Origin of the sequence: Vibrio sp. D401a (assembly GCF_030248515.1) — a bacterium.
GTDB lineage: Bacteria > Pseudomonadota > Gammaproteobacteria > Enterobacterales > Vibrionaceae > Vibrio > Vibrio rotiferianus.
Genome location: NZ_JAHGAI010000006.1, coordinates 25,778 through 43,503, shown reverse-complemented (window position 1 = coordinate 43,503; position 17,726 = coordinate 25,778). Strand labels below are relative to the sequence as shown.

Genomic DNA, 17,726 nt, shown 5'->3' with positions numbered 1-17,726 from the left:
TTCATTACCCCTGATTTAATGACGGCCAGTTAGAGTGCAGTACGCGCTCTAGTTCTAATGCACTCTTATGAACCGCATCTTGTGCCGTTGCGAGTGTTTTCTTACCACCTTCGAAGTCGCCTACGGTCAAGTCAAACACAGTACTGTAGGTGTCAGCACAGGTTTCGAATGCTCGACTACGAGGAATGGTTGCCATCATAACTTGGTCACCCAAAAGATAGTTCATTTCAGTTAGAACAGAAACTTGCTTCTTATTGTCGTCTTCAAACATGGTTGGCATCAGACGGACAAACTCGAGACCATTCCAATCTTCAGGGAACATCTCATAAACCGTAGGTAGGTGTTGGAAGAAGTTTACTGTTGAAGCCCAATCAAGACGCTTAGCTGCACAAGGAATCAATAGCGCGTTTGAAGCAAACATTGCATTCCAAACCAGCGGGTCAACGTGTGGACCTGTATCAATCATAATCACGTCGAAATCATTCGCGATTTTATCAATCAACTGCTCTTTCAAAAGACGAACGATGTCTAGTGATGGGTCTTCAGACAGAGTCTGCCACGCTTCAGCGTTGAACATTGCATCTTCTGGGAACGCTGAAATTGACTTCAAGTTCGGGTATTGCGTCGGCAACAGCACGTTCTTATGCAGGAATTCACTATCGATTTCAACGCCGTCAGGAACGTTGCCAAGCATGATATCAACCGCTGAGTAGATGTTGTCGTGCTCAGCCACACTGATTTGTGGGTTCAAGAACAGACGTAGAGAGCCTTGAGGGTCAAGGTCAATCAAACAGATACGATAGCGTTTATCTAGGTTTAGTGCCAGACACGCCGCTAAGTGAACCGCTGTCATCGATTTACCCGTACCACCCTTTTGGTTTTGTACGTTGATGATCCAGGGTTTATTCTCAGAATTCTTTTTGCGTTCGTGGAATTTTGGCACTTCTGCCGCATCCATTAGCATGTGTGCTTCTTCAAGCGTAATTGAATAATGGTTGGCATTATTCTTTGTGAATTGATGACCTTCCGCTTCCATCTTACCGATAGCATCATCCAGCTTACGGCGAGTCAAACCTGAACGGGTTTCCATCATTGCCTTAGACATTGGTGGGAAGTAGTTGTCACTACGCTCTTCCAAAACAATCTCAATACGGTCAGCTTGAACTTGTTGCGTAAGTTCTGCTAACTCTTGGAGATTTTCAATTGTTGTTTCTCTTTTCATGCCAAATTCCGTTGGAAGGATATCTGCACTTTATTGTACAGCACTGCAACCCAAAAACAACAAAAAGGTGCACAGACATTTTGAACAATCATCACACATAAAACACTAACAAACGACTGTTTTATGATTTCATCATAAAAATATAACAAAAATTAATCGAATATTAGCGAATAAAGCGATTGATACTTGTGTGGTTTTAAAGTGTTACGACGTCACTTATTTACAATGTAAATATAACGTTTTACCGGAACGATTATAAAAAGGTACTAAATTACGGATAGTGCGAGATGAATCTAGTATTTGATGATGATTCGGCTTTTTTATTTAAAAACACAAAAAGAACCGCCTTGATCATGCGTCCAGTACGTTTAAGTATGTAAAAGGGCAATATTAAACGGAAGTATGATCAAGGGTTCTTCATGATCATACTTCCAGTAAGAACAGAAAATACGAAAGCATGATCAAGGAACTTATGTGTCCTTGCGCGCGACATATCAATTTTTCATTGCGATCAAATTACCGGAAAAATGATCAAGCGCGTTTTGACCTCGGAAGCATGACTTTTCACGGTCAATTTACGGCAGAATGCAGATAGACTGGGGGATGGCAACAAAATAAAGACGTAAAACGCGGAACGATGAAATCAAGCATCATACAAAATGTAGCAAAGACCATCATGATCATGCTTTCGGCGAATCCTTACGAAACCTTTTCAGTTGACAACATTCAAATGAAAAAGCCAAGTTTTCACCAATTGAACATTTTACGCTCAATATTGAGAACAGAACGATGAAATCCCTCTCTCTTGATCATCGATCCGGAGACAAAATGAGTCCACACAAGCGATAGTTGCTATAGAGTTCTCTTGGATTGACTCGATCTTCTGTGGATAAGTTGTAGAAAGATGATGATCATCGTTTCATGAGTGTTTTGATCATCTTTTCAGTGATTTAATGATCATACTTGCGGAGTTATCTGATCATGCTTTCTGCATTTTGTTGATCATTGTTTCGATAAAAACATGATCATAGTTCCGAAGAGGAAACCAAAAATAACTTAACAAAACAGCAGGTTACAGACCTAAAAATTACCAGATCAATAGATCATATAATCAATTAAGATCAGTTTAATCAAAAAGATCAGTTATTTAAAAAACAAAGATTTTTTCTTTATTTATGATCTGTTTTTCTTTATTCTTCGGAACCATAGCAAAACTACGGCTAGTGTGATCTGGATCTAAAATGACAGCTGATGAAAAAATTCTGATTAAAGCACCAAGAAGCCATAAGGATGGACATCTTTTTGAGGTACACGAATCTTCTGCAGATTGGGTAGAACAATACCAACATTTCAAAGGGGTGACTAAAAGTATCTTAGAACTGCTTAATCTAATTTCATTACGTGGATTCAGTAGCAAAGATGGCTTAGTTTCTACGACAGAAATTGTAGAAGCCACAGATGGTCAGCTGACACGTGCGGCATTACAGCAACGTTTACGTGCAGCTGTAGGTATTGGTTTATTTACGCAAACCCCTGTTCGCTTTGAAGAGGGCCTTGCTGGAAAAACCATGCTTCATAAGTTTGTCAATCCTAACCAACTGATTTCTGCCTTGGGAGCCACCAGCTTGGTAACGGAGAAAGTTCGCCAAAATGAGAAGCAAAAACGCTCTAAGGCATTGGCACAAACGCAAGTAAACAAACGCTTACTTAATGAACATGGCCTTAACACACCACCCATGATGAAAGATGAAGCGGATCAGTTTGTTGTCTCGCCAACTAACTGGGCCGGGATCATCGACCAAGCACTAGCACCGCCTCGTACTCGTAAAAGCTATCAGAAATCGATGGTGTCGATCTCTGGCACTAAAGCTGTGATTGAAACGCGATCGTCTAAAAACATCATGACAGTGGACGATCTGATGACGCTGTTTGCGTTGTTTACGCTTACTGTACAATACCATGATCACCATAAAGATCAGTACCACATGGAAGCAGCTCATGTGCCAAATAAAACGCCTTTGTACATCACTGATATCCTATCGTTACGTGGCAAGAAAGACAGTGGCCCCGCTCGGGATTCAATCCGCGACAGTATTGATCGTATTGAATTTACAGATTTTCAACTGCATGAACTGACAGGTCGCTGGCTAAGTGAGAACATGCCAGAAGGCTTTAAGAGTGATCGTTTTCGCTTCATTGCCCGAACCATTACCGCATCGGAAGAAGCGCCTGTTGAAGGTGCCGACGGCGAAATTCGAATTAAGCCAAACTTATACATCCTAGTGTGGGAACCATCGTTTTACGAAGAACTGCTGACACGTGATTATTTCTTCTTGTTCCCACCAGAAATTCTGAAGCAGCATACCTTGGTATTCCAGTTGTATTCGTTCTTCCGTAGTCGAATGGTACGAAGACACACCGATTGCATGTTGTTAAGCGAGTTGAATCAAAAACTTGCTCGTAACATTGAATGGCGAAGATTTTCTATGGATCTGATCCGAGAGTTGAAGCGCTTGTCAGATGGTAAGGGAACGGAAGATCTTTTCGTCGTAAATCTTTGGGGATACCACTTAACGATCGAAACGATGATCCAAAGTGGAAAAGTCACGGATTACCAAATCGATATCAAATGCGATGTGGAAGAGGTGTTACGCTACTCTCGCGCCCGAACCACCAATGCAGGAAAGCGTAATATGGCGCCTACGCTGCCAAACCCACTTCGCAATGAAATGGTTACCCGGCAACAGCTAGACGAGCTCTCAGGTATCATAGACGGCGAATTTGAGCCTATTCAACGTAAAGCGCCTTCTCCACGGGGCAATTTGGGCCGCCGAGTGAAGCAGAAAAAGCACCTAGTAGAGATCAACGCAGATGAGATCACCATTACTCTATCCAAATACACCTCCCCAGAGGCGCTAGAACGCAGCATAACGGCTCTATCGGCAATGACAGGGCACTCCTATGCCTCAATTAAAGAAGAGTGTTCTGAGTTCATTGACAAGCTTGATTGGCTGAGAGTTGGAGAGGAACCACTTCCATACGAGACATTGAGTAAGACGGTTGAGCTATATAATGGTCAAAATGATATCAAGCATCTCACTATTGAACGTTTGATTGCCGGTTTGGCGGTTCGTCGTAAAGTATGTAGGCAGGTGTTTGAAGGTCATGTGGATGATATGGTAATTAGAGCGCTTGATGAAATGGCAATCTAATTACCTGCATTAAAGTGTTATTTGAGCAATAAGTATGACTGATTGATTCTAAATGTAACAATGATTTTCGCTGATAGAATCCAGACTTAACTCTTACAAGGGGCTGACATTGCAGTGCAATTCAGTGACTAATATCTATCTCGAATAGACAACCTTTTGTCCTTTCTGATGATTAATAGATTGGCTCATATTGTTACATTCATTCTGAATAGACTTCGCGAGTTTCCTTTTGGGGACTCGCTTTTTTTTGCCTCAGCTTTGTTAAAGCGCATAAATATGCAAGTGATTTTTTATTGTTCGCAATGTTGCTTAATCTTGATGTTTCACTGCAATAATTGACTAAATGTCTGGAATGTATTTGGCTAAAATAGATTTTTACCGTGAATATTGATGCAAACTTAAGCTTTATTATTCATGTGGTACTTGGTTTCTTGCAAAATGATGACTTTTCTATGACAAAATTGTCATTATGCTGCGTTAAATTTTGTGATGTGAGTCACGCGCTAACGTGCTCACGTTAACATGTTATTTTGGACCTTTTTGGACCATATTGTCATATTCAATAAGAATTGACTTAGCGAGTCTCTTGCGCAAGAGACTCGCTTTTTTTCATTTAAACTTCAGCTCAATTTACCTCTTAGTTAGCCATCTTTCTTTTCATTTCATTCCAACCAAGATAGCTCATCACCTTAACATGTGCACTGATTAGCGTGTCCGAGTTTACCTTCCAGAGGGCTTGCTCTTGTTCATTTTGCTGATTGCAAAACTCTAGCGACAGTACGGTGACATGCTGTAGCCGTTTTAAGCACCAATCTTTAATCAAAACATCAGTCATTGCATCACAAGCCGTATGCTCTAACTTAGCGCTAATGTACTGCAACGTTTGAAATGCTTTATATGGGTCCTGATGCCTGGCATGTTGAAACACTCTAAGTCCACCATCTAACCAACAGGCGATGGCTTTACTCTGTTCATCAGTTAGCTCTGGGCCAAACACAGAAACAGGTGCTTGATATAAGATCGCTTCTAAAGTTTCTACTTGATCATGCTTCCTATTTTCATACCAATCTGAAATCTGATCTTGCCAGGTCATCAAGTCCATTAAGCTGCCTCAGTCCATTGTTTTACAAAGTGATTTGGTCCGATTTGATCATAGTCTTCGACCACAATACTGCTGCGACTTCGGATCTCATCGGCATCTATGGAATAGTTTGGTTCACTTTCTACTAGGTTGCCAAATGGAAGATCAGGATCCGGCACTGCCGAGATCAATAACTTAGTGTATGGGTGTTGAGGGTTCTTTAGTATCGCTTGCGTATCCCCCCATTCTACGATCTGTCCCTTGTACATGACCGCGGTTTCTTCAGCAATGTAATGCGCCGTTGCGAGGTCATGAGTAATGTATAAAAAACCGATACCCAGCTCTTGCTTCATACGTTGCATTAGATTCAATACACCCAAACGAATCGAAACATCCAGCATCGATGTCGGTTCATCAGCAAGAATGAGCTGCGAACCAACTGCAAGCGCGCGTGCTAGATTGACGCGTTGACGTTGACCGCCACTAAGTTCATGAGGGAACTTGTTCAGAGTTTCTTCTGGCAGCTCGACTAAATCCAGCAGCTCTAGCAGCTTGGCTGGGATTTCTTTGTCACTCTTCACTTGCTTATGAATCTTCAGTGGGCGAGTTAAGTGATGACGAATAGTATGGGTTGGGTTTAAAGAGCCAAACGGGTCTTGAAACACCATCTGGACCTTGCTGCGATAATCCTGGATCTCAGCGCGAGCAGTAATGTCGTTGATGTTCTTCCCATTGAAAAGGATCTCACCATCGCTGGCTGGATACACCTTGGTAATTAATCGCGCGCAGGTGCTCTTCCCGCAACCTGATTCGCCCACCAGCGCAAGGGTTTTGCCTGCATAAAGATCAAAGCTCACACCCTGAAGCGCACGGAAGGTTTCTTCTTTGGCGAAGCCACCACCGACTTTGAATTCCTTGATCACGTTTTTCATTTGGATGATCGGTTCACTCATGCTGGTGTTCCTTCCGTTTGCGGTTGTTTATGTACATCGTGAATATTCGGGAACGAAGCCCATAGCTTTTGGGTGTATTCGTGTTGAGGATGATTACGGATTTCGTATGAGCTATTCACTTCAACAATCTTGCCGTGGCGCATGATGGCAATGCGGTCGCACAATTGGCTCATGAGCGCTAAATCGTGGGTAATAAAGAGTACTGAGAAACCAAATTCATCTCGTAGCTGATAAATTTGCTGCAAAATCTCGCGTTGTACCACTACATCGAGGGCGGTGGTAGGCTCATCCATGATGATCAGCTTTGGGTTGAGGGATAAGGCTATTGCGATCACCAATCGCTGACGCATACCACCAGAGAACTGATGTGGATACTCGCCCAAGCGGTTTCGGGGGATATTGACGAGATCGAGAAGCTTCTCTGCACGGTCTTTGGCTTGCTCGTTGGTTAATCCTTTGTGGTGGCGTAATACGTCGGCAAATTGCTCCTGAACGGTGAGAACCGGATTCAGTGAGTTCATAGCACTTTGGAACACCATTGCAATCTCGCTCCAGCGTAGCGTATTAAGCTTATTATCAGGCAGACGAAGGATGTCTTTGCCTTCAAATAGAATTTGCCCACCAGAGATAAACGCGGGCGGCTTGTGCAGACGGTTGATAGAGAAAGCAATGGTACTTTTACCACAGCCTGATTCACCTGCCAGACCAAATATTTCGCCTTTACCAATATCAAAGCTCACCGATTTCACAGCATTGAAGTCGCCGTTGTCGGTGATGTAATCCACACATAACTCTCTGATCTGAATGACAGGATCAGAGTGATATGCCTGATTCAGGTTTAGTTCACTCATCATTACACCTCACCAATACAAAAGATAATTATTATCATTATCAGGTGTGTAAGATTTACGAAAGGCAAAACCGTCCAATCAGTGAAGTGACTCGAAAGTTGAGTGTAATAAAAAGAATTTTTTCCGTTATGGAAGTGTGAATTTACGAGGGAAAAATGAGAGCTGGATCAGCTCACTTTTCGTAGGGGGAATTCTTCAAATTTAATCGCTAAAAACGCGCTTTGCAAAAACTAAATGATGAATCTATTAGCGAGTTAGTGAAAGGTCGAAAGGGGTCACATTTCCCCACAGTTTTTCTTACCTCAGCGGTAGGGGTTTGCTATAGATTAGCCATCGAAAACATGGTGTGTTCGGAGGAAATATGTCCATTAATTCTATCGACCATGAAGAGATGAGCAACATTGCTCACAAGTGGGAGCTCCCAGAAGAAGAATCCGTTGTGAGACCTGAGAAAACTGTGAAGTCTGCCGAAGCAAGACGTCGTATTGAAGCACTTCGTGAAATCCGTGAAAGCGGCTTAAGCGTCGAAGAAGCAAGGGAACTTGGCTTAATTCACTGATTCTCCACTGCGGAATAAAACCTTAGGGTAGTCATAAGGCTGCCCTTTTCATTTTCTGATTTACACCAAATTGTTTGACTTTCTTATCCTGCGTTACTAAACATTATATCAATAGCGATATGCTTTTTGTTGACTATTGAATAGCAACGTCAGGAGTACGATTATGGTTGATCAGATCCTTTTTTATGAACCCGATGAATCTCACGGTTTCCTCTCCAATTTTTGCCAAGTCCCGATCAGAGTCTCTACTCAATTTTGGCCTACCAGCGAACATTATTATCAAGCTCAAAAGTTCAGCGATCCCGAACTAAAAAATAAGATTCTCATTGCTAAAAGCCCCGATGAAGCCTTTGCTTTAAGCCGCAAACATCAGCACTTAGTGCGCGAAGATTGGGATGAAGACAAGCTCTCTGTGATGGCGTTTATCGTACGTGAGAAGTTTCTGCAAAACCCTCAGCTTGCTAAAAAGTTGATGCAGACAGGGAATGCATGTCTAACAGAACATTCGCACAAGGATGCCTTCTGGGGCGACGGTGGTGATGGTTCCGGTCAGAATCATTTAGGTGAGATCTTAATGAACGTACGTGCAGAACTTAAACACCGAGAACCTTATAACTTGGTTCGCTTTGTCGATAGAGCCAAACTGCCCACTCAATGGGGGACATTTGTCATGCATGGCTTTATCGAGAACGCGACGGGAAAAGAGCATCTTGCGTTGGTGTATGGTGAGCCTTCTAAAAGAGAAGCGCCACTGATTCGCTTGCACTCAGAGTGTTTAACCGGTGATGCGCTGTTCAGTACGCGTTGTGATTGTGGATTCCAGCTTAATCGTGCGTTGCAAAACATCGTCGAAGAAGGCAGCGGTGTGTTGCTCTATCTTCGTCAAGAGGGCAGGGGGATTGGTTTAATCAACAAGATTCGTGCGTATCATCTTCAAGATGAAGGAGCTGACACCGTTGAAGCCAATGAGCGTCTTGGCTTTGCTGCCGATATGCGTGATTACGCGTTTTGTAAGGGTATGCTGGAACATCTTGGAATCGATGAAGTGCGTTTGATGACTAACAATCCACGTAAGCTTGCAGCGCTTAAGAAGGTGGACATTAACGTGGTTGAGCGAGTGCCACTACAAGAAGGTAATAACCCCAATAACCAGCACTACTTACAAACCAAAGCCAACAAGCTCGGCCACATGTTCGACCCTAAGTTTGTGGAACAAGATTAGTTGCTGAAACTAGATAAAAATCAAACAGCCAGCTTTTTGAAGCTGGCTGCTTTTTTTTATGACTGATTAAGTGTGAACGACTAGATGTATTTTTTGATGATATCGTCGATTTGTCCCGAACTTTTTAGTTCTGCTAGGCGCTTATTGATGAAGCTCTGCACTTTTGGATTCATCTCCGGAGAGAAAGCCAAATAGATGGAGTAATCTGGAATGACAGAGCTGAAAGATTGGATCTGGAAGTCTCCCATTGGCAGTTCTAAACGTTTGATGTTGTACACCACACGCGATTCCATTTCGACAAACGCGGTATCACCAGGGGTTCGTTGCAGAACGCGATATGCGGCGTCGTAGTCTTTGACGCGCATTTCATTGACGGTACCGTTTTCAAAGAAAGGGCTCAAGTTTGGGTAATCAAAGCCAAGCAGCAGCACAATTGAACGACCTTGCATGTTCTGCATATCGCTGAATTTAAAGGGGACTTTGCTGCTAGAAACCAGTACGTGTTTTACAGTGTAAATAGGTTGTTCTGAGAGGTTTTCCGATTGCACCTTGCCCCAATTCGGGCTGCCATAAGTGACCCAATTCTCCTCTCCGCCCGCTTCAAGTACTGAAATCATGCGCTTAAATGGGTAAGTGTGGTATTTCACCTCATAATCGGATTCGGCAAAGATTGCACTTACGATGTCAGTCACAATTCCGGAATGTTGTTCACCTTGTTGTTCTATTTGGAATGGTCGAGCTTGCTCAGAGATAACGTAGTAGTTCACTTCGCTCGCCATGGTGTGTGCGCTTAAGGCCATAAAACTAAAGCCTAATGTACGTAAGAGTCCTTTCATTCTAACCTCGATTATTGTCGTGACCTGACTATATTTATAGTAGCGCAAGTTTAAGGGATCGATTTCATATGGATACAATAGAGCGAGTTCAACCCAGATTTAGCATCGGGAATCAATTGATGTTGGCGATTTTTGCGTTGAGTTTAATCTTTACCGTGATCAGCTCTTCCATCAGTTTGTATCGTGATTTCAGCGATGATCTTGTTCGCTTGGATAAAGAACTAGAACAGGTGAAAACCAGCTACCTTTCCAGTTTTTCTGCCAGCCTGTGGGTTGAAGACCGAGAACTGTTACGTGCACAGGCTGAGGGAGCCATGCGTTTGCCGTCGGTTGATTACTTAAGAATCGCAACGCCGGATGAAGTGATCTTCGAACTAGGCAGCGCATTGACGGAAGATCGGATCGAGCGTCAATGGCCGTTGAAATACGAAATGGGGACGAAAATTTATGATCTTGCCGAAGTGACGGTGCAATCGGATCTCAGCCCGATCTACCAAGGATTATGGCAAACCTTCTTTTTTCTCGTGATCGCGGAAGCGATCAAGATCTTTTTACTCATCCTAGGTGTTTTATGGGTTACGTTTCGCTTGATGGTGAAACCATTGCAGTTGCTTTCTGGTGCGGTGAGTGATTTCAGCGGTGGCCATGTACCAAGTAAGGTGCAGCTTCCTGAGCGTTGGTTTTTCGACGAAGTAGGTTTGTTAGAACGCAAATACAACCGTAGTGTTGAGCGTGTCAGTGAGCACCAAGTAGAAATCGAAGCTGCGCGCGACAAAGCCGAAATCGCAAACCGTAAGAAGAGCGAATTCCTTGCCACTATGAGTCATGAGATTCGTACACCAATGAATGGAATTATCGGTGTTGCCTCTTTACTCAGCGATACCAAGCTTGATGAACAACAAAAAGACTTGGTCTCCATTATCAACAGTTCGTCAAACTCGCTGATGGTAATCATCGACGACATACTCGACTTTTCCAAAATTGAAGCGGGCAAGGTTGAACTGGAAAGCACGGCCTACAGTCTATTCGATTTGTTGCAGGAGGTTGGACGCCTTCATACTGTCAAAGCCCAACAGAAGGGGCTACAACTGGTTTGCGATATCGATCCTAAGTTACCGCTAGAAGTCGAAGGGGATGTTGGCAGACTTAAACAAGTGTTGAGCAACCTGCTCAGTAACGCGGTAAAGTTCACTGAGCGCGGGCACGTTAAGTTGATGGTGTCACAAGTGAACCGAGAAGATGACGTCGCCAGCGTGCATTTCCGTGTGGTCGATTCGGGGATTGGTATCGCCAAAGAAAACCAACAAGCGGTATTTGAGAAGTTCCAACAAGCCGATGGCAGTACCACGCGTAAATACGGAGGCACTGGTCTCGGTTTAGCGATTTGTAGCAGTTTAGTTGAAGTCATGGGGGGGAATATTCACCTGACCAGTGAACCCGGTCTAGGAAGCTGTTTTGAATTCACCATTCCACTCAATATCGTCAGTGATAAGCTGATCGCCTCCAATACGATTAATGTCCTTGAGTTTCCAAATGGTGACACCAATACCTCTGAAAATACTGAGCTAAAGCCTGACAGTGGAAAACCATGGGTACTGGTGGTTGAAGATACTGAGGTCAATCAGAAAGTAGTGCGTATTATGTTAGAGAAGCTCGGTATGCAAGTTCGAGTTGCTGAACACGGTGAGGAAGCACTTAAACTGTGCCAAGAGCATCAATTCGATCTGATTCTGATGGACTGCCAAATGCCAGTGATGGATGGTTTTGTTGCTACAGAGAATATTCGCAAGATGGGCGTTTGGGGTAAGCAAGTACCGATTGTTGCTTTGAGTGCGAACGTTATCAAAGAAGATCAGCGTCGATGTTTTGCTATTGGGATGAATGAATTTGTTGCTAAACCAGTGACAAAAGAACGCTTGAAGCAAATTTTTGAGCAATACCTGCCGGAATCATTGCAAACGCGATCCAACCCCAAACATGCAACTTGAAATTGATCAAGTAAAGTGTGTTTCACTTCTTAAATGCTAAATCTGTGTGTTATAGTGCGCGGCTAGTATTTAAGTACCTTGAGGCTGTACATGTCGTTCAATCTATCCCTATTGCCGCCTGACGAGAAAAACAAAATCGAACTTGATAAGCAAGCGTCGTTTTTAGTTTGGAAGCTTAAAGAGGCGAAATCTGGTCCTGAGGTAATAGAAGAACAGTTGTCTAAGATTAACGATGCTGATGAGAAAGTGTTTTTTCAACAGGCAGTCGATAAGTACAAACGAGTGATGGGTGTCGCGTAGAGCGGAACGTGGCTATGGTGCAAATCACAGCGGCGAATGAGGTATTCTCCCCATTTCTTTGCAGAGTGAAAAGGTAAAATTCTTCACTCTTTGCTAAAATCCTTCGCATTAAATTTGAATTTAGAGAGACATCCCGATGGGAAGAAGTTTTGAAGTGCGCAAAGCCTCTATGGCAAAAACTGCAGGCGCAAAAATTAAAGTTTATTCCAAATACGGTAAAGAAATTTACATGTGCGCGAAAAACGGTGGTGGTGACCCAGACATGAACTTGTCTCTGAAGCACCTGATCGCAAAAGCGAAAAAAGACCAAGTTCCTGCACACGTTATCGATAAAGCGATCGACAAAGCGAACGGCGGCGGTGGTGAAGACTACACACCAGCACGTTACGAAGGTTTTGGCCCTGGCGGCACAAGCGTGATCGTAGACTGTCTAACAGACAACGGTAACCGTACATTCCAAGACGTTCGCCAATGCTTTGTTAAAGTGGGTGCGAAAATTGGTGTTGAAGGTTCTGTTTCTCACATGTTCGATCACCAAGCGGTATTCCAATTCAAAGGCGAAGATGATGAAATCATCCTAGAAACGCTAATGATGGAAGACGTGGACGTTACTGACGTTGAGCTAGAAGATGGTGTTATCACTGTGTTCGCACCTCACACTGAGTTCTTCAAAACAAAAACTGCGCTTAACGGTGCATTCCCAGATCTAACGATCGACGTTGAAGAAATCACATTCGTTCCTCAGACTCACACGCCAGTTGCGGGTGAAGATGCAGAGAAATTCCAGAAGTTCCTAGATCTTCTAGACGACTGTGACGACGTTCAACAGGTATACCACAACGGCGAACTATAATTCGGTTTTCCAGTTGTAAAAAAGGCTTCCCGAGGGAAGCCTTTTTTGATCGTATAGTTTGCCTGTTTTATTGTGACTAGCGTTTAGGTGTTTCGATACTTGGAATAACACAGTGACATGATCACGCCAAAACAGATACCTTGGGTTAGCATCGCCGTACCACCGTAGCTAAAGAACGGCAATGGGCTCCCCATAACCGGCAATAAGCCACTTACCATGCCTGTGTTGATGAAGGCGTAAAGGAAGAAGCTCATCGCCAATGCACCGCTCACTAAACGACTGAAAAAGTGCTCAGATTGGCACGCCAGCAGCATTACACGTGCGGTAATGAACAAGTACAATCCCAACAACACCACACAGCCAATAAAGCCCCATTCTTCTGCATAGGTCGAAAAGATAAAGTCGGTATGGCTTTCTGGAATAAAGCCTAGCGTGCCTTGAGTCGCATTCATCCACCCTTTGCCCTTCATGCCGCCAGACCCAATCGCAATCAATGATTGAATGATTTGGTAGCCTGAACCCAGAGGGTCCGACTCAGGATCTAGGAACTGGGTGACACGGCTTTTTTGATAAGACTCCATGACAAAGAACCAGAGTATTGGAGCTAGTGTAAGGACGCTCACTAAAAATCCACCAATTATCTTCCAGCTCATGCCTGCAAAGAACAGTACAAACAACGCGTAAATCACGGTGAAGATAGCGCCGTCCAAGTCAGGTTGTAAGGCAATTAAGCCCGCAGGAACAAAGGTGATCAGCAAACAGAAAGCAATTTTTCGAATGTCTGGTCGCCCACCTTCTAGATGCAGCATCCACGCAATCATAATGGGAATGGAGAGCTTGATCAGCTCAGAGGGTTGAAAGCGGAAGAAGCCGATATCGAGCCAACGCTGCGAGCCATTGGTGCTATCGCCAAACAGGGCAACGGCAGCCAAGAGCGAAACCGCAACCAGATACAAATAAGGCGCTGAACGTTGATAACTGGACGCAGGAATCGACGACATGACCAAAATACACACCAGCGTCAAACCGCATCGAGCGAGGTGCTTAAATAGCATAGCTTCATTAAATCCACTGGCACTCCAGAGAGTGAGTGAACTCAATAGCATGATCGGAATGATCGCCATCAAAAGTGGCAAATCAATCCTAGGGAAGAAACGCTTGTTCATCTTCTACAACCTAAAAACGCCCCAACGCGGGGCGAAAACAACCAGAACTCTGCGAGCTCAAACTATTCCGATGCTAAGAATCCAATTTGGAAATAACAGACACCACGCAAAGGTGTGCAAGAGAGGAGTGTGCGACGCCGCCTGTTATGGGTAAGCTGACCTGGAAAGCCGTGGGATGGATAAATACACTAGGCTGAGGTTTTACGCCACACTTTTTATGAGGTTGAAATGGAAATTGGTACAGACAGCGCAATGAAATGAGCGCGATAAGAACAAGAGTCGCCTTAAGTATTGTGCACTTAAGGCGATGGCACGATTAGACTTGGGCTTTTTCCGGTTTGTGCGTGAAATGGTACAGCGCCCAAAGCATAAACAAAGTCACGGTGAGCTCCCAAGCTCGAAGGAAGGTGCTTTCCAAGCCCAGTTCATTGCTGGTCATGTAGAGTTGAATCGGCAGCATGGTCGCCAATAACGCATCGGCATGGACACCTTTGGCTGGGCCTTTCGCTTTTGCCATTGATGCGGTAATCATAAAGGCAAGCAGACCCAATACGATGGTGTAGTAACCGAACGTGGACTGATGCCCAGCCATTAGTAAGGTGAACACTACGGCTAATGCACAGCCGCCCACCTGAGTTTGAAAACGGCGGTCAACCACGTCGATAAAGCTTTTGTGTGTGGTTTGAGTTGCAGCGGCAATCACTGGCACCAAACAAAACGTCGCTGAGATGATGTCGACAATCATCAAGAACGCCACACCAAGACCAATCAACGCGAGTGAAATCGCTCGGTTCTCAAACGTAACAGGCTCTTCTTCAAATGCTGGTGGCTTGCTGCCACGTTCAACAGGGAACAGAGTGACCATGGTTTTTGCGACGACCATGGTAATCAGCATCGATAGCAGGATTTCATGAATGCGCATTGGCATGTCCATAGTGGTGTGCTGAGCAAACACCACAATCAGAATCCAGTTGAAGGTTGGCATTAGCATCTGACCTTTCTTCGGCGGCGTGGTCGCTCTGCGGCGCATAAAGTCGAAGAAGAACAAGCTAATGGTCCACACCACAAACGGATGCTGCGAAAACACTTCAGTTACCACTAATGCTGCACTTGCTGCTAATAACGTAGGTAGCAAGGTGCGAAGCAGACCAAGCCAAGAATAGTCTTTGTTCTTGGTCATGATGATGGTTGGGTACAGCGCCAGATAAACTGGAGAATCAAGGTTCAGCAGTTTGCCCAGCACCATACAAATTGTCACAGTAAGGGCGACACGCAGTGCTTCATTACGCTCAGAGCGATTTTGAAACAGGCTTTCGAAGGTCCACATGGTTCACCCCCTAGTAGATGTAGCGGAACATCGCCACCAAGTGAATCCAAGCCGAGCCAATGACATCCATGATTGGATTGCCGCTTTCAACGATCACACTTGCTCGTGAACCAGAAATCATCGACGGATCCAGCTCGTTGACCGTAATGCGGGTACGTACTTTCTGTTGCTCACGGATCCAACGAGTATCATTGGTCACGCTAGAAAGCTGCCCATTAGCATTGTTGGTATCGTAAATCGCACGCTCTTGGCTGCTGACTTCACCACTAAATACTTTGCCCGGTAGCGCATCGAAGGACACCAACACTTCGCGACCATTAGTTAGCTTATCAATGCCTTTTTCGTTGAAGTCTGCACTGATCCACGCATGAGCTTCGTCCACCAGCGTCAATGACGCTGTGCCTTGTGTGATGTAGCTGCCTGATTGCAGTTGCAAGTTAGTTACCACGCCTTCAGTTTGCGCCACGATTTGGGTATGGCTTAAATCCAGCTCTGCGCTGGCAAGCTTTGCTTCTGCCAACTCGATAGCTGCCGTACGGTCTTGAGTAGAAAGCTCTGCTTCAATACGTTTCACTTCTGCGTTCGCTGCTTCAACCGCGCTGCTGGCGACTTGTGTATTGGTGATCGCGTCATCAAGTTCTTGCTCTGTTGCCAGCCCTTTGTTGCGCAGTTTTTGGTTACGCGTCAGTTTTTGCTTCGCGTTGTGGTATTCGAACTCGCGTTGGCTTTGGGTTTGTTTCGCTGCTGCCAATTGTTGCCATTTCGCGGAATCTGATTCACGTGCTTGGCGCAGTTCGGCTTTGGCTTGTGCCACTTTCAATTGGTAGCTGCTGGCATCGATAGCAAACAGTGGCTGACCTTTTTCAACCAATTCACCGTTATTCACCATCACATCCGTAATCACGCCAGATACCTCCGGCGCAATGGTTGCGACATTACGATGCAGTGTCGCTTGGGTGGTGAAAGGGGAAACATTGTCTGAGGTGACTAAAAAAGCGGAGAACAAAGCTGCCGCTGAAAAAACAGTGTATATCGCGTATTTATAAAAATTTTCTTTCACGTCTGTACCTAGTATTCATTCGTTATTACGCGCCGCGTTCACGGCATATTCGGGTCTCTTTTCTACGTGGGCTAGGTTATACTCATCTAAAATTGGAAAAAATAACCAATGGAAGAAGTATGAATTCCATATTTGGAAACGTTGATGATCTGTACCTGTTTTGCTCAGTGGTTGAGCAAGGCTCTCTGCTCGCAGCGGCGAAAAAGCTCGAACTGCCAGTCTCTACCATGTCTCGTCGCTTATCGGCGCTGGAAGCGCGTCTAGGGATGAGATTACTGGAGAAGAAAGGCCGTGAGTTGGTGGCAACCGAGACAGGCTTACAGGCGTTTGATCAGCTCAGCAGTGCGATGTCGCAGATTGAATCCGGCATCTTGCAGCTCAATCAGCAAAGCCAAGAAGTGGAGGGGCGAATCCGATTGGTGATGCCAAGCCGCTTTTACAATGACTTAGTCGATAAGGTGGTTGAGGATTACATCAAAACCTATCCAAAAGTGACCATTGATCTTCTGCTTAGCCAAGTGAATTCGATTCCAGAAACCGATCGTGATCTAGTGGTGACGTTCGATTTGGATGGTTTGGACGATATGATCGCGCGCCCATTGTTTAAAGTAGAGCACGCTTTCTTTGTTAGCCCTGAATATCTAGCGCAAGCGGGCGGCAATATTGAAACCTTACAAGATTTAGCCAAGCAAGACTGGGTAGCCAGCACACACACCACACAAGTGCCTATCTATCAGCAAGACAAGCTGGTGGACATGCTCAACTGCAAGCCGCGTTTAGTGGTCAATGACATCACCGCGGTGATCAAAGCGGTGGAAAACGGTTTGGGAATTGCGTCGATCCCATTACGCCACGTTAAGCCTGAATTGAATCTCGTGCGCGTCGCAACATCCTACAGCCGCGGGGATCGCGAAGCCTATTTGGTTTATCGTCAGCGTAACTATCAGCCTAAAGCGCTGACCTTAATGGTCGAAGCGATTTTGCAGGCTTCAGAGGAGCGAAACCATTCATCCTCTCTCAATACCATTCACTCCGCATAACTGCCATTGGTCGCATGCAAAAGCAGCGTGCGATCTTCTCCCTTAATCTGAAACCA

At 44.7% G+C, this 17,726-nt stretch carries 15 protein-coding genes; 7 read left to right on the top strand and 8 right to left on the bottom strand.

Features of this window, described 5'->3' with window-relative positions; translation table 11 throughout:
* Window positions 1–4: 4 nt before the first annotated feature.
* Window positions 5–1,222: an AAA family ATPase gene (locus KIV41_RS03305; RefSeq protein ID WP_285335664.1), complete on the bottom strand. Its 1,218-nt coding sequence runs from the start codon at window positions 1,220–1,222 to the stop codon at window positions 5–7.
* A 1,241-nt stretch (window positions 1,223–2,463) separates the two neighbouring features.
* Here KIV41_RS03305 and KIV41_RS03300 point away from each other — a divergent pair.
* Entirely contained in the window at window positions 2,464–4,434 is a 1,971-nt protein-coding gene (locus KIV41_RS03300) for a replication initiator protein RctB domain-containing protein (protein WP_038887746.1), read from the top strand.
* 637 nt (window positions 4,435–5,071) lie between these two features.
* On the opposite strand, the gene KIV41_RS03295 is transcribed toward KIV41_RS03300, so the two are convergent.
* The 3 genes from KIV41_RS03295 to KIV41_RS03285 are packed head-to-tail and all read right to left on the bottom strand — an operon-like array spanning window position 5,072 to window position 7,319.
* A complete protein-coding gene (locus tag KIV41_RS03295) occupies window positions 5,072–5,536 on the bottom strand; it encodes a hypothetical protein (protein WP_010453696.1) in 465 nt (154 codons plus the stop codon).
* Window positions 5,536–6,468 carry an ATP-binding cassette domain-containing protein gene (locus KIV41_RS03290; protein ID WP_045385769.1) on the bottom strand — a complete coding sequence of 311 codons (933 nt, stop codon included), beginning with the start codon at window positions 6,466–6,468 and terminating at the stop codon, window positions 5,536–5,538. The genes KIV41_RS03295 and KIV41_RS03290 overlap by 1 nt, the downstream gene beginning before the upstream one ends.
* On the bottom strand, window positions 6,465–7,319 hold the full coding sequence (locus KIV41_RS03285) for an ABC transporter ATP-binding protein (RefSeq protein ID WP_045385768.1): 855 nt from the start codon (window positions 7,317–7,319) through the stop codon (window positions 6,465–6,467). Before KIV41_RS03285 ends, KIV41_RS03290 begins: the two co-directional genes overlap by 4 nt.
* Before the next feature lie 361 nt (window positions 7,320–7,680).
* On the opposite strand from KIV41_RS03285, the gene KIV41_RS03280 reads away from it, so the two are divergent.
* Window positions 7,681–7,878, top strand: a complete 198-nt coding sequence (locus KIV41_RS03280) for a PA3496 family putative envelope integrity protein (RefSeq protein WP_045385766.1) — start codon at window positions 7,681–7,683, stop codon at window positions 7,876–7,878.
* A gap of 163 nt (window positions 7,879–8,041) precedes the next feature.
* A complete protein-coding gene (ribA, locus tag KIV41_RS03275; protein ID WP_082038694.1) occupies window positions 8,042–9,100 on the top strand; it encodes a GTP cyclohydrolase II in 1,059 nt (352 codons plus the stop codon).
* 80 nt (window positions 9,101–9,180) lie between these two features.
* On the opposite strand, the gene KIV41_RS03270 is transcribed toward ribA, so the two are convergent.
* The gene (locus tag KIV41_RS03270; RefSeq protein ID WP_045385765.1) at window positions 9,181–9,936 is read right to left on the bottom strand and encodes an ABC transporter substrate-binding protein; all 756 of its coding nucleotides are present in this window, start codon (window positions 9,934–9,936) and stop codon (window positions 9,181–9,183) included.
* 68 nt (window positions 9,937–10,004) lie between these two features.
* On the opposite strand from KIV41_RS03270, the gene KIV41_RS03265 reads away from it, so the two are divergent.
* The 3 genes from KIV41_RS03265 (at window position 10,005) to KIV41_RS03255 (ending at window position 13,077) form a co-directional block, all read left to right on the top strand.
* Window positions 10,005–11,924: an ATP-binding protein gene (locus tag KIV41_RS03265; RefSeq protein ID WP_285335663.1), complete on the top strand. Its 1,920-nt coding sequence runs from the start codon at window positions 10,005–10,007 to the stop codon at window positions 11,922–11,924.
* 90 nt (window positions 11,925–12,014) lie between these two features.
* The gene (locus KIV41_RS03260) at window positions 12,015–12,224 is read left to right on the top strand and encodes a DUF3283 family protein (protein ID WP_005428896.1); all 210 of its coding nucleotides are present in this window, start codon (window positions 12,015–12,017) and stop codon (window positions 12,222–12,224) included.
* A gap of 136 nt (window positions 12,225–12,360) precedes the next feature.
* On the top strand, window positions 12,361–13,077 hold the full coding sequence (locus KIV41_RS03255) for a YebC/PmpR family DNA-binding transcriptional regulator (protein ID WP_005428886.1): 717 nt from the start codon (window positions 12,361–12,363) through the stop codon (window positions 13,075–13,077).
* Between the two features lie 83 nt (window positions 13,078–13,160).
* Here the strand turns inward: KIV41_RS03255 and rodA are convergent, their stop codons facing one another.
* The 3 genes from rodA to KIV41_RS03240 all read right to left on the bottom strand — a co-directional run bounded on the left by rodA (window position 13,161) and on the right by KIV41_RS03240 (window position 16,630).
* The gene (rodA, locus tag KIV41_RS03250) at window positions 13,161–14,243 is read right to left on the bottom strand and encodes a rod shape-determining protein RodA (RefSeq protein WP_285335662.1); all 1,083 of its coding nucleotides are present in this window, start codon (window positions 14,241–14,243) and stop codon (window positions 13,161–13,163) included.
* Window positions 14,244–14,559: 316 nt separating this feature from the next.
* Window positions 14,560–15,570, bottom strand: a complete 1,011-nt coding sequence (locus KIV41_RS03245; RefSeq protein WP_285335661.1) for a DUF2955 domain-containing protein — start codon at window positions 15,568–15,570, stop codon at window positions 14,560–14,562.
* Window positions 15,571–15,580: 10 nt separating this feature from the next.
* Window positions 15,581–16,630: an HlyD family secretion protein gene (locus KIV41_RS03240; protein WP_285335660.1), complete on the bottom strand. Its 1,050-nt coding sequence runs from the start codon at window positions 16,628–16,630 to the stop codon at window positions 15,581–15,583.
* 119 nt (window positions 16,631–16,749) lie between these two features.
* Here KIV41_RS03240 and KIV41_RS03235 point away from each other — a divergent pair, with 119 nt between their 5' ends.
* Window positions 16,750–17,670, top strand: a complete 921-nt coding sequence (locus tag KIV41_RS03235; RefSeq protein ID WP_285335659.1) for a LysR family transcriptional regulator — start codon at window positions 16,750–16,752, stop codon at window positions 17,668–17,670.
* The last annotated feature ends 56 nt before the right edge of the window (window positions 17,671–17,726 follow it).